At 74.0% G+C, this 26,104-nt stretch carries 24 protein-coding genes and 1 riboswitch; of the genes, 20 read left to right on the top strand and 4 right to left on the bottom strand.

Annotation, left to right across the window (positions count from 1 at the left end):
- Positions 1-314: 314 nt before the first annotated feature.
- A riboswitch (FMN riboswitch) is annotated at positions 315-445 on the top strand.
- 184 nt (positions 446-629) lie between these two features.
- The 10 genes from ribD (at position 630) to ACIF6F_RS17440 (ending at position 9,192) form a co-directional block, all read left to right on the top strand.
- The gene (gene ribD, locus ACIF6F_RS17485) at positions 630-1,697 is read left to right on the top strand and encodes a bifunctional diaminohydroxyphosphoribosylaminopyrimidine deaminase/5-amino-6-(5-phosphoribosylamino)uracil reductase RibD (protein ID WP_399947844.1); all 1,068 of its coding nucleotides are present in this window, start codon (positions 630-632) and stop codon (positions 1,695-1,697) included.
- Entirely contained in the window at positions 1,698-2,321 is a 624-nt protein-coding gene (locus tag ACIF6F_RS17480) for a riboflavin synthase (RefSeq protein ID WP_399947367.1), read from the top strand.
- Positions 2,318-2,974 carry a nicotinamide riboside transporter PnuC gene (locus ACIF6F_RS17475; RefSeq protein ID WP_399947365.1) on the top strand — a complete coding sequence of 219 codons (657 nt, stop codon included), beginning with the start codon at positions 2,318-2,320 and terminating at the stop codon, positions 2,972-2,974. The genes ACIF6F_RS17480 and ACIF6F_RS17475 overlap by 4 nt, the downstream gene beginning before the upstream one ends.
- Entirely contained in the window at positions 2,971-4,269 is a 1,299-nt protein-coding gene (locus ACIF6F_RS17470; RefSeq protein WP_399947363.1) for a bifunctional 3,4-dihydroxy-2-butanone-4-phosphate synthase/GTP cyclohydrolase II, read from the top strand. Before ACIF6F_RS17475 ends, ACIF6F_RS17470 begins: the two co-directional genes overlap by 4 nt.
- 50 nt (positions 4,270-4,319) lie before the next feature.
- Positions 4,320-4,805 carry a 6,7-dimethyl-8-ribityllumazine synthase gene (ribH, locus tag ACIF6F_RS17465; protein ID WP_399947361.1) on the top strand — a complete coding sequence of 162 codons (486 nt, stop codon included), beginning with the start codon at positions 4,320-4,322 and terminating at the stop codon, positions 4,803-4,805.
- A gap of 58 nt (positions 4,806-4,863) precedes the next feature.
- The gene (locus tag ACIF6F_RS17460) at positions 4,864-5,136 is read left to right on the top strand and encodes a phosphoribosyl-ATP diphosphatase (RefSeq protein WP_399947359.1); all 273 of its coding nucleotides are present in this window, start codon (positions 4,864-4,866) and stop codon (positions 5,134-5,136) included.
- A 94-nt stretch (positions 5,137-5,230) separates the two neighbouring features.
- The gene (gene hisG, locus ACIF6F_RS17455) at positions 5,231-6,079 is read left to right on the top strand and encodes an ATP phosphoribosyltransferase (RefSeq protein ID WP_399947357.1); all 849 of its coding nucleotides are present in this window, start codon (positions 5,231-5,233) and stop codon (positions 6,077-6,079) included.
- A gap of 52 nt (positions 6,080-6,131) precedes the next feature.
- Positions 6,132-6,596 carry a PH domain-containing protein gene (locus ACIF6F_RS17450; RefSeq protein ID WP_399947355.1) on the top strand — a complete coding sequence of 155 codons (465 nt, stop codon included), beginning with the start codon at positions 6,132-6,134 and terminating at the stop codon, positions 6,594-6,596.
- A 179-nt stretch (positions 6,597-6,775) separates the two neighbouring features.
- Positions 6,776-8,149 carry a hemolysin family protein gene (locus ACIF6F_RS17445; RefSeq protein WP_399947353.1) on the top strand — a complete coding sequence of 458 codons (1,374 nt, stop codon included), beginning with the start codon at positions 6,776-6,778 and terminating at the stop codon, positions 8,147-8,149.
- The gene (locus ACIF6F_RS17440; RefSeq protein WP_399947351.1) at positions 8,146-9,192 is read left to right on the top strand and encodes a hemolysin family protein; all 1,047 of its coding nucleotides are present in this window, start codon (positions 8,146-8,148) and stop codon (positions 9,190-9,192) included. Before ACIF6F_RS17445 ends, ACIF6F_RS17440 begins: the two co-directional genes overlap by 4 nt.
- Positions 9,193-9,217: 25 nt before the next feature.
- On the opposite strand, the gene ACIF6F_RS17435 is transcribed toward ACIF6F_RS17440, so the two are convergent.
- On the bottom strand, positions 9,218-11,149 hold the full coding sequence (locus ACIF6F_RS17435; RefSeq protein WP_399947349.1) for an AAA family ATPase: 1,932 nt from the start codon (positions 11,147-11,149) through the stop codon (positions 9,218-9,220).
- A gap of 393 nt (positions 11,150-11,542) precedes the next feature.
- Positions 11,543-12,169 carry a uridine kinase gene (locus ACIF6F_RS17430; RefSeq protein ID WP_399947842.1) on the bottom strand — a complete coding sequence of 209 codons (627 nt, stop codon included), beginning with the start codon at positions 12,167-12,169 and terminating at the stop codon, positions 11,543-11,545.
- Between the two features lie 314 nt (positions 12,170-12,483).
- On the opposite strand from ACIF6F_RS17430, the gene ACIF6F_RS17425 reads away from it, so the two are divergent.
- The 5 genes from ACIF6F_RS17425 (at position 12,484) to ACIF6F_RS17405 (ending at position 18,283) form a co-directional block, all read left to right on the top strand.
- The gene (locus ACIF6F_RS17425; protein ID WP_399947348.1) at positions 12,484-13,854 is read left to right on the top strand and encodes a peptidase C39 family protein; all 1,371 of its coding nucleotides are present in this window, start codon (positions 12,484-12,486) and stop codon (positions 13,852-13,854) included.
- A gap of 707 nt (positions 13,855-14,561) precedes the next feature.
- Complete coding sequence (locus tag ACIF6F_RS17420; protein WP_399947346.1) at positions 14,562-15,962, top strand: hypothetical protein; 1,401 nt, start codon at positions 14,562-14,564, stop codon at positions 15,960-15,962.
- Positions 15,963-16,052: 90 nt separating this feature from the next.
- On the top strand, positions 16,053-16,202 hold the full coding sequence (locus tag ACIF6F_RS17415; RefSeq protein WP_399947344.1) for an SCO1431 family membrane protein: 150 nt from the start codon (positions 16,053-16,055) through the stop codon (positions 16,200-16,202).
- A gap of 66 nt (positions 16,203-16,268) precedes the next feature.
- The gene (locus ACIF6F_RS17410; protein ID WP_399947342.1) at positions 16,269-16,907 is read left to right on the top strand and encodes a TetR/AcrR family transcriptional regulator; all 639 of its coding nucleotides are present in this window, start codon (positions 16,269-16,271) and stop codon (positions 16,905-16,907) included.
- Between the two features lie 203 nt (positions 16,908-17,110).
- Entirely contained in the window at positions 17,111-18,283 is a 1,173-nt protein-coding gene (locus ACIF6F_RS17405) for an acyl-CoA dehydrogenase family protein (RefSeq protein WP_399947341.1), read from the top strand.
- A gap of 47 nt (positions 18,284-18,330) precedes the next feature.
- Here ACIF6F_RS17405 and ACIF6F_RS17400 read toward each other — a convergent pair whose 3' ends face one another.
- Positions 18,331-18,552 carry a hypothetical protein gene (locus ACIF6F_RS17400; protein WP_399947340.1) on the bottom strand — a complete coding sequence of 74 codons (222 nt, stop codon included), beginning with the start codon at positions 18,550-18,552 and terminating at the stop codon, positions 18,331-18,333.
- A 982-nt stretch (positions 18,553-19,534) separates the two neighbouring features.
- Here ACIF6F_RS17400 and ACIF6F_RS17395 point away from each other — a divergent pair.
- Both ACIF6F_RS17395 and ACIF6F_RS17390 read left to right on the top strand, forming a co-directional pair.
- Positions 19,535-20,608: a hypothetical protein gene (locus ACIF6F_RS17395; RefSeq protein WP_399947840.1), complete on the top strand. Its 1,074-nt coding sequence runs from the start codon at positions 19,535-19,537 to the stop codon at positions 20,606-20,608.
- Positions 20,609-20,655: 47 nt separating this feature from the next.
- Complete coding sequence (locus ACIF6F_RS17390; RefSeq protein ID WP_399947338.1) at positions 20,656-21,765, top strand: phosphotransferase family protein; 1,110 nt, start codon at positions 20,656-20,658, stop codon at positions 21,763-21,765.
- 61 nt (positions 21,766-21,826) lie between these two features.
- Here ACIF6F_RS17390 and ACIF6F_RS17385 read toward each other — a convergent pair whose 3' ends face one another.
- Entirely contained in the window at positions 21,827-22,240 is a 414-nt protein-coding gene (locus tag ACIF6F_RS17385) for a hypothetical protein (RefSeq protein WP_399947337.1), read from the bottom strand.
- Between the two features lie 215 nt (positions 22,241-22,455).
- On the opposite strand from ACIF6F_RS17385, the gene ACIF6F_RS17380 reads away from it, so the two are divergent.
- The 3 genes from ACIF6F_RS17380 to ACIF6F_RS17370 all read left to right on the top strand — a co-directional run bounded on the left by ACIF6F_RS17380 (position 22,456) and on the right by ACIF6F_RS17370 (position 25,959).
- Complete coding sequence (locus ACIF6F_RS17380) at positions 22,456-22,896, top strand: Lrp/AsnC family transcriptional regulator (RefSeq protein WP_399947838.1); 441 nt, start codon at positions 22,456-22,458, stop codon at positions 22,894-22,896.
- 239 nt (positions 22,897-23,135) lie between these two features.
- Positions 23,136-24,779 (top strand): amidohydrolase, encoded by a 1,644-nt coding sequence (locus tag ACIF6F_RS17375; RefSeq protein ID WP_399947335.1) that lies wholly within the window; start codon positions 23,136-23,138, stop codon positions 24,777-24,779.
- 385 nt (positions 24,780-25,164) lie between these two features.
- On the top strand, positions 25,165-25,959 hold the full coding sequence (locus ACIF6F_RS17370) for a polyprenol monophosphomannose synthase (RefSeq protein ID WP_399947333.1): 795 nt from the start codon (positions 25,165-25,167) through the stop codon (positions 25,957-25,959).
- Positions 25,960-26,104: the final 145 nt, after the last annotated feature.

Raw genomic sequence — 26,104 nt, 5'->3', positions numbered from 1 at the left:
TCCTGGGGAAGGGAGGTTGGCAGGACACAACGAACAGGCGGAACACAACGAGCAAAGGGGTGGCGCGTGTTGACCCGTGATGTGCGCACATCTGACGGGCTGTCTCCCTGGGAATGTGAAGGAGACATTAAGGAGGACTAGACCACCAGTCAATAGGTCTGGACCATCTCTGGAACCTCGGCCCCGCCGACGGCACGGCGCGCAGGAGCCGCCCTCGCGGAACGGTGGAATCCGGCCAGTCTGTGAGCCAGCACACAGCGCATCGCCCGCATGGGTGTCGATCAGCCGTGGCAGACTGGGTTCAGTACCAGTAGCAGCGCACTCCGGGGTCGGTGTAATTCCGAACCGGCGGTTATAGTCCGCGACCCGTCCGCAGCCAGCGGCCGGTTGACCAGGTGAAATTCCTGGACCGACGGTTAAAGTCCGGATGGGAGGCAGTGCGCGGCGGGCCAGTCACGGTACGCCGCCTTCGGCGGTTCGCGGGCGTACGAGCACGTACGCGGCGGAACCGTCGGGCCCCGGCGTATCCCGTGTGCGTCCCGCTCATCTGTCGTATCGACAGGCCCCGGAGTCCGTGCCCGACGAGGCAGGAGGACCCGGTGGCCACCACCGCCGACGCAGCGACCGCCATGCGGCGCGCCATCGCGCTGGCCGCCCGCGGCCTCGGCGCCACCAGCCCCAACCCCGTCGTCGGCTGCGTCATCACCGCACCCGACGGCACCGTCGTCGGCGAGGGCTGGCACCAGCGGGCCGGCGGCCCCCACGCCGAGGTCCACGCCCTGCGCGCGGCCGGCGAGGCGGCCCGCGGCGGCACCGCGTACGTCACCCTCGAACCCTGCAACCACACCGGCCGCACCGGCCCCTGCGCCCAGGCCCTCGTCGAGGCCGGCATCGCGACGGTCCACTACGCGGTCGGCGACCCGAACCCGCAGGCCACCGGCGGTGCCGCCACCCTGCGCGAGGCCGGCGTCGAGGTGCACGGCGGACTCCTGGAAGACGAGGCCGAGGCCGGCAACACCGCCTGGCTCACCGCCGTACGCCTGGGCCGCCCGCACGTCACCTGGAAGTACGCCGCCACCCTGGACGGCCGCACCGCCGCCGCCGACGGCACCAGCCGCTGGATCACCTCGGCCGAGTCCCGCGCCGACGTCCACCGGCTGCGCGCCGAGTCCGACGCCGTCCTGGTCGGCTCCGGCACCCTGCGCGCCGACGACCCGCACCTCGCGGTCCGCGGCGTCGAGGACGCCGTCCAGCCGCTGCGGGTCGTCCTCGACACCCACGCCCGCATCCTGCCGACCGCCCGCGTCCTCGACGGCGCGGCGCCGACCCTGCTCGTCGTGGGGGAGGACGCCGACACCCGGCACCTCCCCGAGGGCACCGACATCCTCCGGCTCCCCCTCACCGACGGCCGCATCGGCATCCACGACCTGCTTCCCCGGCTGTACGCGCGCGGCGTGCGCGCCCTCTTCCTCGAAGGCGGCGCCACCCTGGCCGGCGCCTTCGTCGAGGGCGGCGCCGTCGACCGCGTCGTCGGCTACCTCGCACCGGCGCTCCTCGGCGAGGGCCCCGCGGCCCTCACCGGCGCCGGCATCGAGACCATCACCCAGGCGCTCCGCCTCGACATCACCGACGTCGTCCGCCTGGGCCCCGATCTCCGCATCACCGCTGTCCCCACCACCGCCCCCAAGGAGCACTGAGTGTTCACCGGAATCGTCGAAGAACTGGGCGAGGTCACCGCCGTCGAGCGGCTCGCGGACGCCTCCCGCTTCCGCCTGCGCGGCCCCGTCGTCACCGAGGGCGCCAAGCACGGCGACTCGATCGCCGTCAACGGCGTCTGCCTGACGGTCGTCGAGACCGAGAACGGCGAGTTCACGGCCGACGTGATGCAGGAGACCCTCAAGCGCTCCAGCCTCGGCGCCCTGGAGCCCGGCTCCCGCGTCAACCTGGAGCGCCCGATGGCCCTCGGCGGCCGCCTCGGCGGACACCTGGTCCAGGGCCACGTCGACGGCACCGGCACCATCCTCGACCGCACCCCCTCCGCGCACTGGGAGATCGTCAAGGTCTCGCTCCCGGCGGAGCTGACCCGGTACGTGGTCGAGAAGGGCTCCATCACGGTCGACGGCGTCAGCCTCACCGTGGTCGAGGCCGCCGCCGACTGGTTCACCATCAGCCTGATCCCCACCACGCTCGCGCTGACCACCCTCGGCACCAAGCAGGCCGGCGACCCGGTCAACCTGGAGGTCGATGTCCTCGCCAAGTACGTCGAGCGCCTCCTCGCCGCCGGCGTCGACCCGCTGACCGCGAAGGAGACCGGGCAGTGAGCGCGCTGAGCTGGCTCAACTCGGAGGCCTTCACCGTCTTCGACCAGCACATCGTGTGGTCCGACATGATCGGCAACACGATGGGCCTGATCGCCCTCGCCCTCGGCTGGCGCCGCTCCATATGGACCTGGCCCACCCAGTTCCTGTCGGGCGCGGTCCTCTTCGCCGCCTTCGCCGCCGGCCACCTCTCCGGCAGCGCAGGCAAGCAGGTCGTCGTCATGCTCGTCGCCGCCTGGGGCTGGCTCCAGTGGACCCGCGGCCGGCAGCAGGCCCAGGACGGCTCGCTCGCCGTCCGCTTCGCCACCTGGAAGGAGCGCGGCGCCCTCCTCGGCGCCGCCGCCCTCGGCACGGCCGCCGTCACCGGGCTGTTCACCCTCTACCCCTGGATGAGCTGGAACCCGCTGCCGGACGCCTACATCTTCGTCGGCACCATCGTCGCCATGTACGCGCAGGCCAAGGGCATGGTCGAGTTCTGGTTCGCCTGGCTGCTGGTCGACGCCGTCGGCGTCCCGCTCGCCTACACCAGCGGCTACGCCTTCTCCGCCTTCGTCTACGTCGTCTACGGAGCGCTCGTCGTCTGGGGCGCCTACGACTGGTACCAGCGATCCCGCACCACCACCCCCGCCACGGCCCTGGAAGGAGCGACGGCATGACCTCCGTCAAGCCCACCCTCACGCCCGTCCCGGACGACTACGAGGCCTTCCGCCTCGACCCCGTCGAGCAGGCGATCCGCGACATCGCCGCGGGCCGGCCGGTCGTCGTCGTCGACGACGAGGACCGCGAGAACGAGGGCGACCTCGTCATCGCCGCCGAGAAGGCCACGCCCGAGATCGTCGCCTTCATGATGAGCGAGTGCCGCGGCCTGATCTGCGCCCCGATGGAGGGCCCCGAGCTGGACCGGCTCGAACTCCCCCAGATGGTCCAGAACAACACCGAGTCGATGAAGACCGCCTTCACCGTCTCCGTCGACGCCACCGCCGCCCACGGCGTGAGCACCGGCATCTCGGCCGCCGACCGCGCCACCACGCTGCAGCTGCTGGCCGCCGGCAGCTCCACCGCCGAGGACTTCGTACGCCCCGGCCACATCTTCCCGCTGCGCGCCAAGCCCGGCGGCGTGCTGGTCCGCAACGGCCACACCGAGGCCGCCGTCGACCTGGCCCGCCTCGCGGGCCTGCGACCGGCCGGTGCCATCGTCGAGATCGCGGGCGAGGACGGCGTCATGCTGCGCCTGCCCGAGCTGATCCCCTTCGCCCGCAAGCACGGCCTGACGATCATCTCCATCGAGGACCTGATCGCCTACCGCCGCTCCGCCGAGCCCACCGTGCGCCGCGAGGCCGAGGTCAGCCTGCCGACCTCGTTCGGCCACTTCACCGCCTACGGCTACCGCTCCACCGTCGACGGCGTCGAGCACGTGGCCCTGGTCCACGGCGACCTCGGCGACGGCCGGGACATCCTGGTCCGGATGCACTCCGAGTGCCTGACCGGCGACATCTTCCAGTCCCAGCGCTGCGACTGCGGCCCCCAGCTGCACGCCTCCATGGAGCGGATCACCAAGGAGGGCCGCGGCGTCGTGGTCTACCTCCGCGGACACGAGGGCCGGGGCATCGGACTGCTGTCCAAGCTGCGCGCCTACGAGCTCCAGGAGCGCGGCCGCGACACCCTGGACGCCAACCTCGAACTCGGTCTGCCCGCCGACGCCCGGGACTACGGCGCCGGCGCCCAGATCCTGGCGGACCTCGGCGTCCGCGAGGTCCGGCTGCTGACCAACAACCCCGAGAAGGCCGACGCCCTCGTCCGGCACGGCATCGCGGTCACCGACCGCGAGCCCATGCCCGTCGAGGCCGGCGAGCACAACCTGACGTACCTGCGCACCAAGCGCGACCGCATGGGCCACGACCTGCCCTGGCTGGACGGCGGCCCGGTCGCCACCGCCTGCGGCAACCAGTAACACGCACCACACCACCCGAACACCACCGGCAAGAACCACCGAGGAGAGCTGTGAGCGGCAAGGGCGCACCCGAACTGAGCGTGAAGAACTGCGGAGACCTGCGGGTGGCCGTGATCGCGGCGCAGTGGCACGAGAAGGTCATGGACGGACTGGTGGACGGCGCCCTGCGCGCCCTCCACGAGCTGGGCATCGACGAGCCCACCCTGCTCCGCGTCCCGGGCAGCTTCGAGCTCCCGGTCGTGGCTAAGGTCCTCGCCGAGCGCGGCTACGACGCGATCGTCGCCCTCGGCGTGGTCATCCGCGGCGGCACCCCCCACTTCGACTACGTGTGCCAGGGCGTCACCCAGGGCCTGGTGCAGGTGTCGATCGACACCGGGGTCCCCGTCGGCTTCGGCGTGCTGACCTGCGACAACGAGGAGCAGGCGCTGGACCGCGCCGGCCTGGAGGGGTCGAACGAGGACAAGGGCCACGAAGCGGTCACCGCCGCCGTCGCCACCGCCACCACCCTCCGCACGGTCAGCGAGCCCTGGCGGTAGTCCACGGAGTGAACCCCGGCAACGGGGCACCCGGGCGAAGCCGTACCCTAAGGGCATCATGGCGAACAAAACCTTCGAAGCGCTCTTCACCGAGCTCCAGCTCAAGGCCGCCAACGGCGACCCCAGCACCTCCCGCACCGCCGAGCTGGTCGGCAAGGGCGTCCATGCCATCGGCAAGAAGGTCGTCGAGGAGGCCGCCGAGGTCTGGATGGCCGCCGAGTACGAGGGCAAGGAAGCCGCCGCCGAGGAGATCTCGCAGCTGCTGTACCACGTCCAGGTGATGATGGTCGCGCGCGGGATCTCCCTCGACGACGTCTACGCCCACCTCTGACGCACGCCTCCCGGCCCCGGCCGGGAGGACCGCGTCCACCCCCACCCCACCCGCTCCGCACAGCGCTCTTCACGCGAACAAAGGAACCGACCTCATGCTGCGCATCGCCGTCCCCAACAAGGGTTCACTGTCCGGACCTGCGTCGGCGATGCTCCATGAGGCCGGCTACCGCCAGCGCAAGGAGTCCAAGGAGCTCGTCACCGTCGACCCCGAGAACGAGGTCGAGTTCTTCTACCTGCGGCCCAAGGACATCGCGATCTACGTGGCGTCCGGCAAGCTCGACATCGGCATCACCGGCCGGGACCTGCTGCTCGACTCCGGAGCCAACGCCGAGGAGATCCTGCCGCTGAACTTCGGCCGCTCCACCTTCCGGTACGCCACCAAGCCCGGCACCGCGAAGGGCCCCGAGGACTTCCACGGGATGACGATCGCCACCTCGTACGAGGGAATCGTCGCCAAGCACCTCGCCGAGCAGGGCATCGACGCCTCCGTCGTCCACCTGGACGGCGCGGTCGAGACCGCCATCCAGCTCGGCGTGGCCCAGGTCATCGCCGACGTCGTGGAGACCGGCACCAGCCTGCGCAACGCCGGCCTGGAGGTCATCGGCGAGCCGATCCTCAAGTCCGAGGCCGTGGTCGTGCGCCGCGAGGGCGCGGACACCGACCACCCGCAGGTGCAGCAGTTCCTGCGCCGCCTCCAGGGCGTCCTCGTCGCCCGCTCGTACGTGATGATGGACTACGACATCCGCGCCGAGCACCTGGAGCGCGCGGTGGCCCTCACCCCGGGCCTGGAGTCCCCGACCGTCTCCCCGCTGCACAACGAGGGCTGGGTCGCGGTCCGGGCCATGGTCCCGGCCAAGGAGGCCCAGCGGATCATGGACGACCTGTACGAGCTGGGCGCCCGCGCGATCCTCACCACCTCGATCCACGCCTGCCGGCTCTGACCCGCCCCGTCGTCCCGGCTCGACACGTCATCGCAAAGGCTTCAAGAACACCATGAGCGAGTCCGCCGCCCGCGCCGAACTGCCCGCCCTTCCGGTCACCTTCCGGCCGACCCGTACGCGGGCCGTCCTGCTGGGCGTCGGGCTCGCCATGTTCACCACGATCACGGCCATCGCCCTGATGCTGGAGCGCCTGAGCACGGGCGAGCGGATCAGCTTCGTCTTCACGGCCGTCCTGCTCACCTCGGTCCTGGTGCTGCTCAGCCGCCCCAAGGTCGTCGCCGACGACGGCGGTGTCACGGTGGTCAACCTGACCACCAAGCGGCGCCTGGAGTGGGCGCAGATCCTGCGCGTCAACCTCCGCCCCGGCGACCCCTGGGTCTTCCTGGACCTCAGCGACGGCACCAGCCTGCCCGCCCTCGGCATCCAGCCGGGCGTCGCCCGGCAGCAGGCGGTCGCCGACGCCCGGGCGCTGCGCGCGCTCGCCGAATCCCGCGGCACCGGCGCACACGACAACTGACCGCCATTGCGGTCGGGACCCCAATGACTACCCTGGTGGCGGGGCGCACGCGCGTGCCCCCGCCCCGCGCCCCGGGACCCCGTGGCCCGTGGGCTCCTGCGACTTGAGGAGTGACTCCCTCCAGCAATGGACGGATCGTCCGGTAGTACCCGCGCCGCCACCTCCCCGGAGGCGGCGGCATGACCATTCCGCTACTGCTTCTCGCGGCGGCCTTCGCCCTGATCCTCGCCAACGGCTTCTTCGTGGCCGCCGAATTCGGCCTCGTGACCGTGGACCGGCCCGACGCCGAACGCGCCGCCGCCGAAGGCGACCGAAGGGCACGCACCGTCGTCACGGCCCTGGGTGAGCTGTCCTTCCAGCTCTCCGGCACCCAGCTCGGCATCACCATCACCTCCCTGGTGACGGGCATGCTCGCCGAGCCCGCCCTGGCCGCCCTGCTCACCGGCCCGCTCCGGGCGACCGGCCTGCCCGGAGGCGCCGTACCCGGCATCGCCGTGCTCGTCGGCATGCTCCTCGCCGCGGCCGTGCAGATGGTGGTCGGCGAACTGGTGCCCAAGAACTGGGCCGTCTCCCGCCCCCTCCAGGTGGCCCGCTTCGTCGCGGGCCCCCAGCACGCCTTCTCGCGCGCCTTCCGCCCGGTCATCGCGGCCCTCAACGCCGTCGCCAACCGGCTGGTACGCGCGCTCGGCGTCGAACCCGCCGAGGAGCTGGCCTCCGCCCGCACCCCCGGCGAGCTGGTCTCCCTCGTCCGCCATTCGGCGGAACAGGGCGCCCTGGAGCAGGACACCGCCGACCTGTTCGTGCGCACCCTCTCGCTGGGCGGTCTCACCGCCCAGCACGTCATGACCCCCCGCGTGAAGGTCAGCGCCCTCCAGTCGACCGCCACCGCGGCCGACGTGCTGAACCTGACCCGCGCCACCGGCCTGTCGCGCTTCCCGGTCTACCGGGAGCGCATCGACGAGATCGTCGGCGTGGTCCACCTCAAGGACGCCCTCGCCGTACCGGAGGCCGACCGGCTGCACAGCACCGTCGGCCGGATCTCCGTACCGCCCCTGCTGGTCCCGGAGACCCTGCCCGTCCAGCCGCTGCTCGAACGCCTGCGCAACGAGCAGCCGATGGCCGTGGTCGTCGACGAGTACGGCGGCACGGCCGGCGTCGTCACCCTGGAGGACATCGTGGAGGAACTCGTCGGCGAGGTCCGCGACGAGCACGACCGGGCCGAGGCGGAGACCCCCGAGCTGGCCACCGTGCCGGCCGAGGACGGCCGCCCCGCCTGGGACGCCGACGGCAGCTGCCGCGTGCACACCCTGCGCCGGATAGGCCTGGACGTACCGGAGGGCCCGTACGAGACGGTCGCCGGCCTGGTCGCCGACCTCCTCGGCCGCATCCCCGCCCCCGGGGACCACGCCGAACTCCCCGGCTGGCAGCTCTCGGTGCGCCAGGTCCGCCGCTACCGCGCCGACCGCGTCCGCCTGGTGCGCACCGCGCCGGCCCCGGGCAGTCCCGGCACCCCGGGCAGCTCGCCCGAGGCGGAGATGGCGGTCAGCCGGTGAACACCCTCCAACTCCTCTTCGCGCTGCTGCTCGTGCTCGCCAATGGCTTCTTCGTGGCGGCCGAGTTCGCCCTCGTCTCCGTGCGGCGCAGCCAGATCGACCCGCTGGCCGCCACGTCCGCCCGCGCCCGCCAGGTGCTGTACGGACTGGAGAACCTGCCCCGGATGATGGCCGCCGCGCAGTTCGGCATCACCCTGGCCTCCCTGACCCTCGGCGCGGTCGCGGAACCCACCGTGGCCCGGCTGCTGGAGCCCGTCTTCCACTGGGCCCACGTACCGCAGGGCCTGATCCACCCGCTCGGCTACGCCGTCGCCCTCGCCGCGGTGGTCTTCCTCCACCTCGTCGTCGGCGAGATGGTGCCGAAGAACCTGGCCATGGCGGCCCCCGAGAAGGCGGCCCTCTGGTTCGCCCCCGGGCTGGTCGGCTTCGCCCGGATCTGCGGCCCCGTCACCACGGCCCTGGGAGCCTGCGCCCACCTGGTGCTCAAGCTGTTCAAGGTCGAGCCCAAGGACGAGGTGGAGGCCGTCTTCACCAGCTCCCAGCTGGGCCGGCTGGTCGAGGACTCCCGCCAGGCCGGTCTCCTGGAGCCGGTCGAGCAGGAGCGCCTGGAGGACGCGCTGGAACTCGGCAGCCGCCGGGTCGCCGACGTCGTCCTGGACAGCGCCCACCTGGTCACCGTCGCCCCCTCGGCCACCCCGCGGGAGATCGAGCAGCTCACCGTCCGCACCGGCTACTCCCGGTTCCCGGTCCGCACCGACAGCGGAGCCTTCATGGGCTACCTGCACGTCAAGGACGTACTGGACCTGGACGACCGGGAGCGGGCCGTGCCGCAACACGTCTGGCGGCGGATGACCACCCTGTGCGCCAACCTTCCGCTCGACGACGCCCTGACGGTCATGCGCCGGGACGCCACCCACCTGGCCCAGGTCGCCGACCAGGGCGGCCGGATCATCGGCCTGGTCACGCTGGAGGACGTCCTGGAGATGCTGGTGGGCGAGGTCCGCGACCCCGCGCACCGCACCTCCAGGCTCGCCGGCGTCTGAGGCCCCGGGAGGTCCGGGCCGCCGCCTACAGGGGCGGCGGCTCGGACCGCCCCCGGTCCTGCGGCCCCCTCCCGGACAGCACCTCCCCGTACGCCTGCATCAGGTCCGGCAGGCGCAGCGTCGCGAGGTCCTCACGGGTGGGTGTACCGGCGTACCCCGCGAGCCGCAGGTCCCGGTACGCGCAGCTCTTCTCGTACAGCGTGCGCAGGAACCTGCCGTTGCCCAGCTCGTCGATCCAGCCCTGGTCGACCACGTGCCCGCTGATGCTGCGCAGTTCGTCCAGGGCCTCCTCGTCCCACCGGTCGCCGTTGCCGTCGGCCAGTACCTCGCCGATGGCGGTCAGCTCCAGGGGGCGGTAGCTGGGGAAGTCCACCCGGGTGGTGAAGCGGGAGGACAGGCCCGGGTTGGTGGCGAGCAGCCGGTCCATGCCGGCCGGGTACCCGGCGAGGATCACCACGAGGTGGTCGCGGTTGTCCTCGGCGCGCTTGAGGAGCACCTGGAGCGCCTCGTCGCCGTACGCGTCGCCCTTGGTGTAGCCGGAGTTGGAGAGGCTGTACGCCTCGTCGACGAACAGCACCCCGCCCAGCGCCGAGTCGATCAGCTCGTTGGCCTTCACGGCGGTCTGTCCCAGGAACTCGCCCACCAGGTCGGCCCGTTGGGCCTCCACCAGGTGGTCGCCGCCCAGCAGCCCCAGCGCGTAGAAGACCCGGCCGAGGATCCGGGCCACCGTGGTCTTGCCCGTACCGGAGGGGCCGGAGAACACGAAGTGGCGTTTCGGCGGCTGGACGGGCAGCCCCTGGCCGGCCCGCAGCCGGGCCATGTGGAGCTGCGCCGAGAGCGCCTTCACCTGCCGCTTGACCGGCTCCAGGCCGACCATCCGCTCCAGTTCGGCGAGCGCCTCCGCCAGCAGCGCCGGATCGGAGGGCCCGGCCGGCAGCCCCGACGGCGCGGCCTGCGGCGGTACGGAGAACCGGCGGCGCACCCCCTCGCGCGGCACCCCCGACCCCACCGGCTGCCCGCCGAGGCCCGGGCCGAACCGCGGCTCGCGTCCGTCCGGCGGCTCACCGCCCCCGGAACCGTCCGTCTCCGCGGGGCCGTCCAGGGCGTCCTGCCCGAGGCTGCCGGAGAGCGCCACGGCGGCCAGGTCGACGCCGGGGTCGTAGCCGCCCAGCCCGTCCGTGCCGTCCATCCCGTCGCCCTCGGCGATCGCGGTCAGCCGGGCGGCGGTGTCCATGAAGGCCGGGTCCACCCGGTGCACCGCGCGGTACAGGGGGAGCGCCGCGGCACTGCGGCCGGTGCCCTCGTGGGCCCGGGCCAGCCAGTAGCGCAGCTCCTTGCGCTGGGGCTGCTCGCTGCGGCAGCGCATCAGGGCCGCCGACAGCATCGGCTCGGCCTGCCCGTACATCTCCAGCCGGACCCGCGCCATGCCGCCGAACAGCCCGGCCTCGATGCCCAGCAGCGGGTCGTCCACCAGCGGCTCGGTGTGCCGGACCAGTTGGTCCCAGTCCTTCACCAGGTACGCGCGGCAGGCGTGCAGGAAGCGCACCTGCGGGTCGGCGTCCACCGGCGGCAGGCCGGCCAGCGCCTGGTCCAGCTCGGGTACGTGCCGCCCGTCCAGCCAGTGCGAGGCGTGCGCGAGTAACAGGTCCCGGCGGCTCTCCAGCACCGGCTGCACCCACCAGCCCAGCCAGTACCAGGAGTTCAGCGTGCGCCGGTGCCGGGCGCGCTGCTCGCCGAACCGCTCGCGGTGGGCGTACATGCGCAGCAGCGCGTTCGTGGTGTCCACGCGCAGCGCGTGCAGCCCGAGCCACGCGTCGGCCATCGCGGGATCGAGTCGTACGGCCGACCTGAACTCCTCCTCGGCCTGCGGGTAGGCGCCCATGGTGTAGGCGTCCACCCCCCGCAGCCAGGCGAGTTCGGCCGGGGCGTGCGGGCTGCCCTGCGTGCCGAAGTCCATCCCATCCCCCACAAGCCTGCCCCCGTGGTGCGCGACCGAGCCCCTGCCCGGCTGCCGGATTGACCAAACCTCCGCGTCCAGGACGGGAGTTGCGCGACTGAGCCGTGAAATCCGTCGCATCGTACCTGCGGTGACGGTCCTTACACAGGCTGTCGTCGCCACCTTCCCTCGCGGGAGCCGGGCGACGGTGGTGACGGAGGGTGAGGAAAGGGAGGGGTGGGGATGGCCGGAAAGCGCCCCGGGACAGAACGAAGCCCCCGATCACGGGGGAACAATCGGGGGCTTCGTGTCCGTGTCGGCCGTGGAAGACCGCACATTCAGAACGTAAGACCTCCCCAGGGGCCAGGTCAAGCGGGAGCGGAGGGCTCCATCAGGTGCCTCCGCGGGCTCCGCTCAGGCCCGGGGCAGGTCGTGACCCTGAGTGACGGAACCGAGGATTCCCGGCGTCCCAGGAGCCCCGGAAGTCCACTCGTATCCCGTATCCCTCTGGTGCACCAGGGCGTGGGCGAAGGGGCGCGAAGGGTCGTCCGCGAAGTGCGCGCGCTCCGCGCGCTCCCATCCGTCCCAGAAGCCGGACAGCTCCGCGCCGTCGCGCCGGCGGCCGCGCCCCCAGGAATCGGCCCGGGGCGTCTCCATCCAGAGCAGCCCCGCCAGGTCCGGGCGCAGCTCCCGCCGCCCCGCTCCGACCCCCTCCATCAGCACCACCGGCGCCGGCTCCAGCACCCGCTCGGGCCCGAAGCGCCGCGCCACCCAGTCGTACGGGGACCAGTGCGCCGCCCGCCCCGCGGACAGCGGCTCCAGCACCTGGGCCCGCAGCCGGCCGGTCCACGCGAAGAGCTCCTCGTGCGTGGCCACGTCGTCCAGGTGCAGCACCGGCGCCCCGCCCAGGGCCGTCGCCAGCAGGCCGGTGAAGGTGCTCTTGCCCGAGCCCGCGTGGCCGTCCACGGCGATCAGCCGGACCGGGCCGAGGGACGGGGGCAGCGCGGCCAGCTCGGCGGCCAGGTCTTCGAGTCGGTGCACGCCCTCAGCGTACGTCGGCCCACGACACGGTCCGCGACACGAGCCGCGCACCCTGGCAGCGGCCCCCACGGGCCGGGATAGTGGCGGGGGTGCCGCGGCCGCGGCCGGCCCGGCACCCGCGGGGTCGGCGGACAGCCGCACCCCCGCGGCGCCCGCAGCACCCGCGAGCCCGCGCCGCACCGGCGGTACCGGCAGCACCAGCAGCACCAGCAGTACGTGTAGCACCACCACCAGCAGCACCAGCAGCACCAGCAGCACCAGCAGCACCAGCAGCACCACCGCACCGACCGGATCCGACTGGGGGTTCCCCGCCGATGACCGCAGCCACGCCCCGCCGGGCCGTCCTGGCCGCCGCCCTCGCCGCCGCCACGGCGGCCTCCGTGCCCACCGCCGCCGGCGCGGACTCACAGCCGGGAGACGGAGCGGGGACGGGCGACGAACGGGAGACGGACGCCCCGACGGTCGACAACCGGTTCTGGTACGCCTACTCGCACTGGCGGTCGGGCGAGCACCACGGCACCGCCGCCGTCGGCGGACGCCGCCCGGGCCTGCTGATCGCCGCGCCGGAGGGACGCACCGACTACACCGACCCGCACACGGGCCGGACCGCCACCTGGGAGTACGCGAGCTGGACCTCGCCCCTGCACCGGCCCGCCGTGCCCGCCACCGAGCTGATCGCCTCCTGGAACGCCTGCACCCCCGAGGGCACCTGGATCCAGGTCGAGCTCTGCGGCGACTACTCCGACGGCACCACCACGCCCTGGTACGTGATGGCCCGCTGGGCCTCCGGTGAGGCCGACATCCGGCGCACCTCCGTCGACGGGCAGAAGGACGGCAAGAGCACCGTCTGGACCGACACCCTCTCCGTGGACGACCCCGCGGGCGGGCTGCGCCTGACCGGCTACCGCCTCCGGCTGACCCTGCACCGCGCCCCGCGCTCCGGGCTGACCCCGGTGGTCTGGCTGGCCGGGGCGATGGCCTCGGATGTGCCGGACCGGTTCACGGTGCCCGCCTCCGAGCCTGGGCCGGCGCGCGAGCTCGACGTACCGCGCTACTCGCAGGAGATCCACGCCGGGCGGTACCCCGAGTACGACAACGGCGGCGAGGCCTGGTGCAGCCCGACCTCCTCGCAGATGGTCGTCGAGTACTGGGGGCGCCGCCCCGCGGCGGAGGAGCTGGCCTGGGTCGACCCGTCGTACCAGGACCCGCAGGTCTGCCACGCGGCGCGGCGCACGTACGACGCCCAGTACAAGGGCTGCGGCAACTGGCCCTTCAACGCCGCCTACGCCGCCACCTACGAGGACCTGGCCGCGGTGGTGACCCGGCTGCGCTCCCTGACCGACCTGGAGACCCTGGTGCGGGCCGGCATCCCGGCGATCACCTCGCAGTCCTTCCTGGCGGGGGAGCTGACGGGCGCGGGCTACGGGACGGCCGGCCACCTGATGACGGTGATCGGCTTCACCGCCGACGGCGACGTGGTGGCCAACGACCCGAACTCGGCCTCGAACCCGGCCGTCCGCCGGGTCTACGCGCGCCGGGAGTTCGAGAACGTCTGGCTGCGCACGAAGCGGCACAACGCGGCCGGCAAGGTGGTCTCCGGCTCCGGCGGCGTCTGCTACCTCTACGCCCCCGCCCGCCCTGCCCCGCGCCAGCTCGCCGCCCTCCGCGAGGTGGGCGTCCTCTGACCGATTCGCCTGCGGCGGGCGCGCGGAGTGCGGCTGAATGGGCGGATCGGACCGACGACGCGACGGAGGCGGGGCGGTGTTCCCACACATGCGGGGGCCAGGGGACGGGCCGAAGCGGCCGACGGGGCCCGAGGGTCCGGACGAGCCGCAAGCGCCGCAGCCGCCGGACGGTGACGCCCCGCGGAACCACGGGGCGGGGACCCCGCTGCCGTCGCCGCCGACCCCGCTGGCGGACGGGACGGCCGCCCCCGGCTGGAACGGCCGGCGGCCGGAGCCTCCGTACGACCCCTTCGACGACCTCCTCCCGGAAGGCCCGCGGGCCGGCCCGTCCCCGCTCGCACCGGAGCCACCGGGCCACCTGGCCTGGACGGCCACGCCCGACGCGCGGGACGCCCCCGGCCGAGGGAAGGCACCGGCCACGGGACCGGAGGGCCCGCCGCCCGACGCGCGTGTCCCTGGTCGCGGGGAGGCGCCGGCCCCGGCGAGCCCCGGGCGGCTGTCCGCCGGCCCCGCCGCCGACGGCTCGGCCCACGGGCCGGAGGGCCCGCGGCCCGAGCCGGGAGCCCCTGGCCGTGGGGAGGCACCGGCTGCCCCGCCGAGCCCCGCTCAGTCGTCCCCCGGACCCGACGCCTTGGCCTTCCGGTCGGAGGATCCGCTGTACGACCCGCCGGCGGCGCTGCTCGGCGCGCTGTCCGGCCCCGCCGCCGATGGACCGGACGACCCTGCCCGCGGTCCCGGCCGACCGGCCGCACCCGCCGTCGCGGAGCCCGGCTCCGGCCGGGACGGATCTTCTGAGGCCCCGGAACGCAGGAGCGCCGAGGCCGTCAGAGGGCCGATCCCCGGGCGGGACGGGGGCCTCGGGGACCCAGGACGCGGGCGAGACGGGCTGGACGGGCTGGACGACAGCACCGGCTCGGATCGGGCTTTCGGGGAGGCGCCGGTCGGGGAGTCGGCAGTCGGGCGGGACACGGCCCTGGCCGGTCAAGCACGCCGCCGCGCTGCTCCAGGCCGCACCCGCGGAGTTCGAGGCCCGGGAGACGCGCCTGCGGCACGACAGGGCCGTCGCCGAGGCCGCCCGCCTCGAAGCGGCCCTGGAGTCCACGCGGGCCGAACTCACGCAGGCCCGCAACGCCGGCACGCAGGCCGGACTGGAGCTCCAGGCCCTTCGGGAGCGCATCGACACCCTCACCCGGGAGCTCGCGGCCGCCCTGGACCGGATCACCGCACTCCAGCGGCGCATCGACGAGCTGGAGGCGGAGCTCGCGCGGGCGACGGACCCGGCGGACGCCCCCGCGCTCGCCGCCGACCCGTGGCGGGCCGCCCAGGTCCTGGCAGCCGTCACCGACCCCGCCCACCGCGCGGGACTGGCGGCCGGCCTCATCCAGGAGCTGGACGGGCCGCAGGCCGTCGAGGTCTTCCTCACCGAGCTGCTCCACCGCACCGGCCCCGAGGCCATCGCGCCCGTCCTGGAGGAGGCGATGACCGCGATCCCCGTGCCGGCGCTCGCCGCCCTGCTCGCACCCCGGCCGGAGGGCCGCGGGCCTGCCACCGCCCAGGATCCGCCCGCCGTGCCCCCGGCCGACGCGTCGGCCACGCCCGGGCTCGGCACCCGGCTCGGCGCCGGTCGCGTCGACGGGCCCTACGACGCTCCGTCCCCCGGGGACGACAGGGAGCACGCAGGCTTGGCCACCCTGGCCACCTCGGCCACCCCGCCGGGCCCGGCGACCGAGCCGGCCGACCGGCTCCGGGACGGGATCCGCGACGGCCTCCGCGACGGGCTCAGGGACGCGCTCCGGGAGCTCCTGCTCCTCTCCGCCGGCCGCCACCTGGACGCGCATGCCCTCGCCGCGGTCGCGTACCTCCTCACCGAGCAGCCGCACCACGGGACCGTCACGCGGGTGCTCACCGAGGCCGCCCGAGAGGACGACCGGGACGTCGCGGAGGTGTCGGCCGCCCTCGGCGCGCTGACCGGCCCCCGCCTGCGCGCCGCCGTGGCCGCCCGTACGCCCGGGAAGACGGCCGCGCTGGCCTCGCACTTCCTCGCCGCCGGACGCGACCACGACGCCCTGGCCGTGCTCCGCCCGGACCCGGGACCCGCCCCGGCGTGACGAACGTCTCCACCCGCGCACCCGGATCGGCTGGCACATTGGACAGACGTCGGGGGACGTTCACTGCCAGACGACCACAAGCGAGACATCATGACCGCGAACACCGCTGCCCTCACCCGCGCCCGGAAGCTCGTCCGCACCGGCGGTCCCAAGGACGGCCGCACATGGCTGGAGCACGTCGCCGGCTGGACGCTGGTGGTCGTCCTCGCGATGTTCGTGACCCAGACCGGCCTGCTGTAGCCCCCACCCCCAGCCCTGGCTGCCATACCGCGGGCAACCTGAGGCAGTTCGAGGCTGGGGCCGGATTTGAACAAAAGTCAACAGCGCGGAACCACCGGGCGTTCGCAGGCCCGCAGGGCCGAACTCATAGCGACCGGAAGGAAGTTGTTCGCCGACACGGCGTACGACGCGCTTTCCGTGGACGACATAGCCCAACACGCCGGTGTCGCCAAGGGGTTGATCTACTACTACTTCAAGAGCAAGCGCGGCTACTACCTCGCCATCGTCGAGGACTCCGTGGCCGAACTGCTCGCCCGCGCCGGCAGCGACACCGAGCTCCCCCGCGGGGAGCGCGTGCGCCGCACCGTCGACGGCTACCTCCACTACGCCCAGCACCACCAGGCCGCCTACCGCACCATCGTGACCGGCGGCGTGGGCTCGGACGCAGAGGTGCTCGCCATCCGCGACGCGGTCCGCGAGGAGCTGGTCGCCGCCATCGCCGAGGGCGCGTACGGGCGCCGCTCCGTGCCTCCGCCGGCCAGGCTCGCCCTGATCGGCTGGCTGGGCGGCGTCGAGGGGATCACCCTCGACTGGATCGCGCCCGGTACGCCCGGCCCCGTACCCCCGCGGGAGGAACTCGGCGCCCTTCTGGTCCGGACCTTGCGGAGCACCCTGACCGTGATCGAGGAGTTCGTCCCGGAGTGCCCCGCACCCCCTCCTTCCTAGGGTTTCCCGCGGTTACCCGTAGTCGATCTTGGACCCGTGACGCGGCGGGGATTGTCGGGCATACTCGACCCGCCGCAGCCGCTGATCAGCCCCTTCCGTGACCCGGGAGGGCAGCATCGGCTGTGAGAGCACAGAACATCCGGCGCCGCGGCCGCACCCTGGACGCGCCGTCGCAGTGCCCGACCAGGGAGGAGAGCGCCGCCATGACCGACCGCGCCCCGCAGCCGGTGGACCGACAGCTGCCGACCGAGGAGTCCCGTGACCTCCTCGCGCTCGTACGCGAGATCGCGCAGCGAGAGATCCGGCCGCGCGCCGCCGAGGAGGAAGAGGCCGGGCGGTTCCCGCGCGAGGTCTTCTCCCTGCTGTCCGAGTCCGGGCTGCTCGGTCTGCCGTACCCGTCCGACTTCGGCGGCGGCGACCAGCCGTACGAGGTCTACCTCCAGGTCCTGGAGGAGCTGGCCGCGGCCCGCCTGACCGTCGGCCTCGGCGCCAGCGTCCACACCCTGGCCTGCCACGGGCTCGCCGGCTTCGGCACCAAGGAGCAGCGGGCCGAGCACCTGCCGGCCATGCTCGGCGGCGGACTGCTGGGCGCCTACTGCCTGTCCGAGCCCTCCTCGGGCTCCGACGCCGCCTCCCTGAGCACCAAGGCCGTGCGCGACGGCGGGGACTGGGTGATCAACGGCACCAAGGCCTGGATCACCCACGGCGGCATCGCCGACTTCTACACCGTGCTCGCCCGCACCGGCGGCGAGGGCCCGCGCGGCATCACGGCCTTCCTGGTCCCGGGCGACGCGCCGGGCCTGAGTGCCGCCGCCCCCGAGAAGAAGATGGGCATGAAGGGCTCGCCCACCGCCCAGCTGCACTTCGACGACGTACGGGTCCCCGACTCCCGCCGGCTCGGCGAGGAGGGCCAGGGCTTCACGATCGCCCTCGCCGCGCTGGACTCGGGCCGCCTGGGCATCGCGGCCTGCGCCATCGGCGTCGCGCAGGCGGCGCTGGACGAGGCCTTGGCGTACGCGGGCGGGCGGCAGCAGTTCGGCCGGCCGATCGCGGACTTCCAGGGGCTTCGCTTCATGCTGGCCGACATGGCCACCAAGATCGAGGCGGGCCGGGCGCTGTACCTGGCCGCGGCGCGGCTGCGGGACGCGGGCAAGCCGTTCTCGCGGCAGGCGGCCATGGCGAAGCTCTTCTGCACCGACGCCGCGATGAGCGTGACGACGGACGCGGTGCAGGTGCTGGGCGGCTACGGCTACACCCAGGACTTCCCGGCCGAGCGGCTGATGCGCGAGGCGAAGGTGCTCCAGATCGTCGAGGGCACCAACCAGATCCAGCGCATGGTCATCGCCCGTCACCTGGCGGGTCCGGAGAGCCGCTGACGCGGTGGCGGCCTGCAGCCTGTGGCCTACAGCCTGCGGCCTGCGGCTCAGAACGGGTCGCGGCCGCCGGGCCAGACCGGGGACGACGTGAGCCGGGACCACTCCGGATCGCGGCGCCCCGGGAGGGTGCGCCCGTCGGTCGCCCAGCGGGCGAGCAGGGCGCGGTAGATCGGCGGGTCGGCCGGGTGGTGCTGAACCGATTCTTCGTAACCGGGCGACGTCGGCTTGCGTCGTCGCCCGGTGCTGGGAGCGGACTGCAGCATGGTCATGACCGGCCAACGCGACCCGCGGGCCCCAGGTAATCCCCGCACCCGGGCGCCCATCCGTTCGACGTGTACCCGGCCCGCCGTCCGGCCGAGCCCGGGCCGTCTCGGAGGGGCTGCCGATGCGATGCGCCGGCCCGGCGCAGGGTCAGGTGCTCGGCCGCCCGCACCGCACGGGCGGCCCCGGGCCGGGACCCGGAGGCGGGGTGCTTCCTGCGCCCGTCCCCTTGCCGCGGCGTGCTGAGACGGTGGTCCTGTGCGGAGAAGGCGTCGCGGGCCCCGATCCCGTCGTACGCGCCCTCCGCGCGCGTCGTCGCGCAGGGCGGGGCCGTAGCCGGGGGCCGTAGCCGCCCTCCACGCCAGTCGGTGCTCCTCCGCGTCGAGCAGGCCGCGAAGGCGTCCGGCGCGGCCGCGTCCTCGTCGGCCGACTCGGGCCCCGCGGGCTGCCCTCGCGCGCCGAACCGGCCGTCGGCGTGCCGGACCACGGCGGCACTCCGCGCATCGTCCCTGTCGGCGGCCGGCTCGCCCGTCCCGGCGGGGCCCCGGCCGTCGCAGGGACCTCGCCCGCGGCGAACCCGCCCGCGGCGAACCCCTGGCGACCCCGTCCGCGGCGTTCCACGATCCGTCGTCGCCCTGCCGTACGCGGTCCGCGTCCGCGCCCCGTCCGCGCCCCGGCGCCAGGTCCCGCGTCGCGCCGCCCCGGCACCCGGCGGCCTCACCTGCACCGCCCGCCCGGGCCCCCGCCCGCCCCCGCGCACCGCCCGCCCGGGCCTTCGCCCGCCCCCGCGCACCTCCTGCGCCGGGCCCCTCCCCGTCCCCCTCGCCACTCCCGCACGGTTTCGTGTCAGCGGGTGACACGAGTATGGTCCGGCAGCCGTTTCTGACGTACCGTCATATCCGCTTGTCCGCCCGTACCAGGAGGTTTGACGTGCCCGCGGATCGTCCCATCGCGCTCGACGAGTACCCCATCCACCAGGCCCCGCTGTCGATGAAGCACGTCGTCACCGGCGACCGGAACGCCTACGACCGGTGCATCTTCCACGTGTTCGACCACGCGGGCCAGGCCGTACTCGTCGTCGGGCTCGGCGTCTACCCCAACATCGGGGTCATCGACGCGTACGCCACCCTCCGCCGCGGCGACGAACTCCTCGCCGTCCGCGCCTCGGACGCGCTCGGTGACGACCGCATGGACCTCTCCGTCGGCCCGCTCCGCATCGTCGTGGACGAGCCGCTCAAGCGCATCACCCTCCGCTGCGACCCCGCCCCCGCGGACCCCGACGGCCTCTCGTACGAGCTCACCTGGACCGCTGACTTCCCTGCCGTCTGGGAGCCCCACCACGTCCAGCGGCGCGGCGACCGGCTGATGCTGGAGGGCCGCCGCTTCGTCCAGGCCGGCCACGTCACCGGCCTGATTCGGGCCGGGGGAGAGGAGTACGAGGTCACCGCCGGGCAGTGGACGGGCACCCGCGACCGCAGCTGGGGCGTGCGGCCCATCCCCGGCGAGGACGGCGGCCGCGCCGCCGAGGAACACCGGCCCGAGGGCTTCCACTGGCTCTGGATCCCGGTCCGCTTCGAGGACCGCTTCCTGATGGTCATCGCCCAGGAGGACGCCGACGGCCACCGCTTCCTCAACGAGGCGCTGCTGGTCCACCCGGACGGCAGCGGCCGCCCGGACGTCCAACTCGGCTGGCCGCACACGGACATCACCTACCGCTCCGGCACCCGCCACCCCGAGCGCGCCGTCGTCCACCTCACCGACCCCACCCGCAAGCCCCTCGAACTCGGCGTGGAGATCCTCGCGTCCAACCCGATCGCCGTCGGCGCCGGCTACCCGCCCGCCACCGACTGGCAGCACGGCACCTGGAAGGGCCGCGGCTGGACCGACCGCCGCGTCTACGACCTCTCCGACCCGGCCGCGCACCCGATGGCCGCCTTCGGCGTCACCGACCACTCCGCCCGCTTCACCCTCGACGGGCAGACCGGCTACGGGATCTTCGAGCACGGCAGCTTCGGCCGCCACGACCCGAGCGGCTTCACCGGGTACGACTCCGTCGCCCCCTGAGCCCCCCACACCCGAATCCGCCGTCACCAGCCGAGGGGAAACACCGCATGGCAACCGCGCCCCGCCCCCGCACCTCCACCCGCGACCCAGAGGAACTCGCCCGGCGGCTCACCGCCTGGCTCGGCCGGGAACTCCCCGGCGCGCGGGTGGCCAACGTCTCCGTACCCGGGTCCAACGGCATGTCCAGCGAGACCCTGCTCTTCGACATCGAGCACCCGGACACCCCGCTGCGCGCCTGCGCCCTGCGGCTCGCCGCCGACCCCGCGGCGTACACGGTCTTCCCGGCCTACGACATGCCGCGCCAGCACCGGGTGATGAGCCTGGTCGCCCGGCACACGGACGTGCCCGTGCCCCGCGTGCGCTGGCTGGAGGAGGACCCGGCGCCGCTCGGCGCCCCCTTCTTCGTGATGGAGCGTGCCGAGGGGCGCGTACCGCCCGACGTCATGCCCTACACGTACGAGGGCAACTGGCTGCACGCCGCCACCGACGCCGAGCGCGCCCGGCTCCAGGAGGCGAGCATCTCCCTACTCGCGCGCCTGCATGACCAGTTCCCGGCCAAGGAGGCCGAGTTCCTGCTCCCGGAGGGCGCACCCGGCTCGCCGCACGCCGGCAGCCCGCTGCGCCGGCACGTCGAAGCCCAACGCGCCTACTACGCATGGGTGGTTGACGGTCTCTCCCGCTCACCCCTCATCGAGCGAGCCTTCGACCGGCTGGAGGAGCTGTGGCCCGCGGACGAGGGCCCGGCGGTCCTCAACTGGGGCGACGCGCGCATCGGGAACATCGTCTACGACGGCTTCGAGCCCGCGGCCGTGCTCGACTGGGAGATGGCCGCCTTCGCCCCGCGCGAGGTCGACCTCGGCTGGACCGTCTACCTGCACCGCTTCTTCCAGGACCTGACCGTCGGCTTCGGCCAGGCCGGGCTCCCCGACTTCCTGCGGCGCGAGGACGTCGAGACGCGGTACGCGGAACTCACCGGCCACACCCCGCGCGACATGGAGTTCCACACCCTCTACGCGGCCCTGCGGCACGCGATCGTGATGCTCAGGATCGCCTACCGCCAGGCCCACTTCGGCGAGGTCGCCGTACCCGAGGACCCGGACGGCCTGATCCTGCACCACGCCAGCCTGGCCGCCATGGTGCAGGGCACCTACTGGTGACACCGCGGCCCGCAGGGTCCGTACGGGCCGCGGCGCCGGCGCCGGTGGTTCGTACGGGCCTTCAGGCGGCCTGTACGTGCTGCCGCATCTGGGGCAGCTGCATCCGCACCGGACGCGAGCCAGGGCCGCCCACGTGCGAGAACGGCTGGGTACGCCAGTCCAGTCCCTGAGGGAGCGTCAGCAGGACCACGTCCAGCTCCCCGGCGTCGGCGGCGTCCTCGGAGGGCTCGGTCTCGACGGCCGGACGGCCCGTGCCGCGGCAGACGGTGAGCCCGAACGGGTTCCACGGGGACAGGCAGAGCCCGTGCTCCGGCAGGAACTCCTCGTCGGCGACGAGGGCGATCGACTGCCCGCAGTCCGGGCAGGTCGCGTGGTGGACCTCGAAAGAGTCGTAGGCCTCGGACTCGTCGTCGGCGAGGACGTCGCTATCGAGGGGCTCCGGTTCGGTGCGCCCGGAACGCTTGGTGTTCGGCATGGATGTACTCCCCCTTGGGTGGGCCGGGCAGACGGTTCGGGCCTCGGCCACAGCAAGCACTTCCCGCCACGCGGCACGAGTAACCACAACACTCCGGCGTACGCGTTCATACCCTTGTGGCATTGGTCACATGCCTGCCGCAGGTGCCACTTCCGGGGCCGTCGCCACTGTGCCGGGAGCGCCCCGGGGCAATAGGTTGGGCGGCTATGAGCGCAATGGAGGAATTGGACCGGCAGATCGTGGATCTGCTCGTCAGAGACGGGCGGATGAGCTACACGGACCTGGGCAAGGCCACCGGCCTGTCCACGTCGGCGGTCCACCAACGAGTACGCCGCCTGGAGCAGCGTGGGGTGATCCGCGGGTACGCCGCGGTCGTCGACCCCGAGGCCGTCGGGCTCCCCCTGACGGCGTTCATTTCGGTCAAGCCCTTCGACCCCAGTGCACCGGACGACATCGCCGAGCGCCTGGCCGGAGTGCCCGAGATCGAGGCCTGCCACAGCGTGGCCGGCGACGAGAACTACATCCTCAAGGTCCGGGTGGCGACCCCCCTGGAGCTGGAGGACCTGCTGGGCCGCCTGCGCGCCCTGGCCGGGGTGTCGACCCGTACCACCGTGGTCCTCTCCACCCCCTACGAATCGCGGCCACCCCGCGTCTGAGCCCGAGCCTTTCCCGTCCCTCGCACCAGCCGTCCGTCGTACCACCTGCCCCCCGCATCACCCGCCCCCGCACCGGCCGGCCCCGCCGGCCCCGGAGGGCATCCCCGGCCCCGCAAGGGCATCCCCATGCCCCGCAAGGGCATCCCACCAGCCCCGGGGGAGCCGCGGCGGACCCTGTCCGGCAGGCTCCGGCCCCCCGGTGGCGACCGGCGCCCCACGAAGGCGCGAGACTGTTCCGCATGACCGAGCGCACCCCCACCCCCGCGGGCACCCCCGCAGCCGGAACCGACCGCACCGTCCTCCTCCGCAGAGGAGAGGTGCACAGCCCCGCCGACCCGTTCGCCACCGCGATGGTCGTCGAGCGCGGGGAGGTCGCCTGGGTGGGCTCCGAGGGCGCGGCCGACGCGTTCGCCGACGGCGTGGACGAGGTCGTCGACCTCGACGGCGCGCTGGTCACCCCGGCGTTCACCGACGCCCACGTGCACACCACCGCCACCGGCCTCGCCCTGACCGGGCTGGACCTGTCCGGGGCGCCCACCCTGGGCCGGGCCCTGGAACTCGTACGCGAACACGCCGACCGGCGGCCCGGCGACCGGGTCCTGCTCGGCCACGGATGGGACGCGGCGCGCTGGCCCGAACGACGGGCCCCGCGCCGCGACGAGCTCGACGCCGCCACCGGCGGCCGTCCCCTCTACCTCACCCGGGTCGACGTGCACTCCGCCGTCGTCACCACCGCCCTGCTCGACCTGGTCCCCGGCGTGCGCGAGCGCACCGGCTTCCTGGACGGCGAGCCGCTGACCGGCGACGCCCACCACGCGGTGCGCGCCGCCGCCTACGCGGCCCTCACCCCCGCCCAGCGCACCGAGGCCCAGCGCGCCGCCCGGCACCAGGCGGCCTCCCTCGGCATCGGCACCCTCCACGAGTGCGGCGGCCCCGAGATCTCCTCGCCCGAGGACTTCACGGGCCTGCTGGAGCTGGCCGCGGCCGAGCCCGGTCCCCGGGTGTTCGGCTACTGGGCGGAGCAGGACGTCCGGCGGGCCCGCGAGCTGGGTGCCGTCGGCGCGGCCGGCGACCTCTTCGTCGACGGCTCCCTCGGCTCCCACACGGCCTGCCTGCACGCCTCGTACCAGGACGCCCCGCACACCGGGGTGGCCCACCTGACGACGGCCGACGTGGCCGCCCACGTGGTCGCCTGCACCGAGGCCGGGCTCCAGGCCGGTTTCCACGCCATCGGCGACGCCGCGGTCTCCTCCGTCGTGGACGGCTTCCGGGCTGCCGCCGAGAAGCTGGGCACCGGCCGGATCCGCGCCGCCCGGCACCGCGTCGAGCACGCCGAGATGGTCACCCCCGAGACCATCGCCGCCTTCGCCGAGCTGGGGCTCACCGCCTCCGTGCAGCCCGCCTTCGACGCCGCCTGGGGAGGCGAGGACGGCATGTACGCCGACCGGCTGGGTGCCGAGCGGGCCCGTACGCTCAACCCCTTCGCCGCGATGCTGCGCGCCGGGGTGGCGCTGGCCTTCGGCTCGGACGCCCCGGTCACGCCGCTCGACCCGTGGGGCACCGTGCGTGCCGCCGCGTTCCACCGCACGCCCGAGCACCGGGTCTCCGTACGCGCGGCCTTCACGGCGCACACGCGGGGCGGGTGGCGGGCCGTCGGACGGGACGACGCGGGCGTCCTGGTGCCCGGAGCCCCCGCCGACTACGCCGTCTGGCGGACCGGGGACCTGGTGGTCCAGGCCCCGGACGACCGGGTCGCCCGCTGGTCCACGGACCCCCGCTCCGGCACGCCCGGCCTGCCCGACCTGACGCCCGGGCAGCCGCTGCCCGAGTGCCTGGCCACGGTGGTCCGGGGACGCACGGTGTACGCACGCCCGGAGGGGTGAGCGGGTTGCCTGTGGGGTGGGCTGCTTGCTTGTGGGGGTGGGCTTGCCCATAGGGGTGGGCAGCCGTGTTGACAGGCGGCGCCGGCCCCCGGGTACCTTCTGCGGCGTCCACCACAGGACGTCCGACTCGGCAGGACCCGTACGTCCGCGCGCCCGCGCCTCGGGGGCGAGGGAAAGGTTTCACCGAGTCGGGGTCCCCCCTGCTCACGAGGGCCCGGGGGCGGTGCGAACCGGGTGGGGCCCGGCTCCAGTAGACAACGGCCCCGGCCGCCCGCAGCCGGCGGGCGCCGGGCCGGCCCGAAGGACTCCGGGCCCCGATCCGCGGAACCCGCGGCCCGCCTCGCTAAGGTGGGGACCCTGTGAACGGACGCGTTAAGGGGTATCAGTGAGCGACGGCGGTGTGGGGATCCCCGCGGACGGAGTCCGGAGGAGGAAGTACGGTCCCCTCGGCACGGCACTGGTGATCATTCCGACCTACAACGAGGCGGAGAACATCGGGCCGATCGTCTCCCGGGTCCGCGCGGCCGTACCCGAGGCGCACGTCCTGGTCGCCGACGACAACAGCCCCGACGGCACCGGCAAGATCGCCGACGAGCTCGCCGCCGAGGACGACCACGTCCAGGTCCTGCACCGCAAGGGCAAGGAGGGCCTCGGTGCCGCCTACCTCGCGGGCTTCCGCTGGGGCATCGAGCACGGCTACGGCGTGCTGATCGAGATGGACGCGGACGGCTCCCACCAGCCCGAGGAACTGCCCCGGCTGCTCACCGCCCTCAAGGGCGCCGACCTGGTGCTGGGCTCCCGCTGGGTGCCCGGCGGGCGGGTGGTGAACTGGCCCGCGCACCGCAAGCTGCTGTCCCGCGGCGGCAGCACGTACTCCCGGCTGATGCTGGACGTGCCGATCCGCGACGTGACCGGCGGCTACCGCGCCTTCCGCAAGGAGACCCTGGAGGGGCTGGGCCTGGACCGGGTCGCCTCGCAGGGCTACTGCTTCCAGGTCGACCTGGCGCGGCGGGCCGTCGAGGCGGGCTTCCACGTGGTGGAGGTGCCGATCACCTTCGTCGAGCGCGAGTTCGGCGACAGCAAGATGAGCCGCGACATCGTGGTGGAGGCTCTTTGGCGGGTCACCGCCTGGGGGCTGGCCACGCGCGCGGGGAAGATTTTGGGGCGGCGGCGGGGCTGAGGGGCTGAGGTTTTGGGGCTGGGGCCGTTCGGGGCTGGGGCTGTGTGGGGCGGCCGGCTTCAGCGGGGTGCCGGTTGTTCTGGCCGGCCGAAGCCTGCTTCGGGGGTGGGTCGTGGGGTGTGTGGGTCCCCTCGCTGCTTGACCC

The sequence above is a fragment of the Streptomyces sp. NPDC086023 genome (assembly GCF_044540325.1).
In the GTDB taxonomy this organism is placed as follows: Bacteria; Actinomycetota; Actinomycetes; order Streptomycetales; family Streptomycetaceae; genus Streptomyces.
This window is presented reverse-complemented; position numbering and strand designations above follow the sequence as displayed.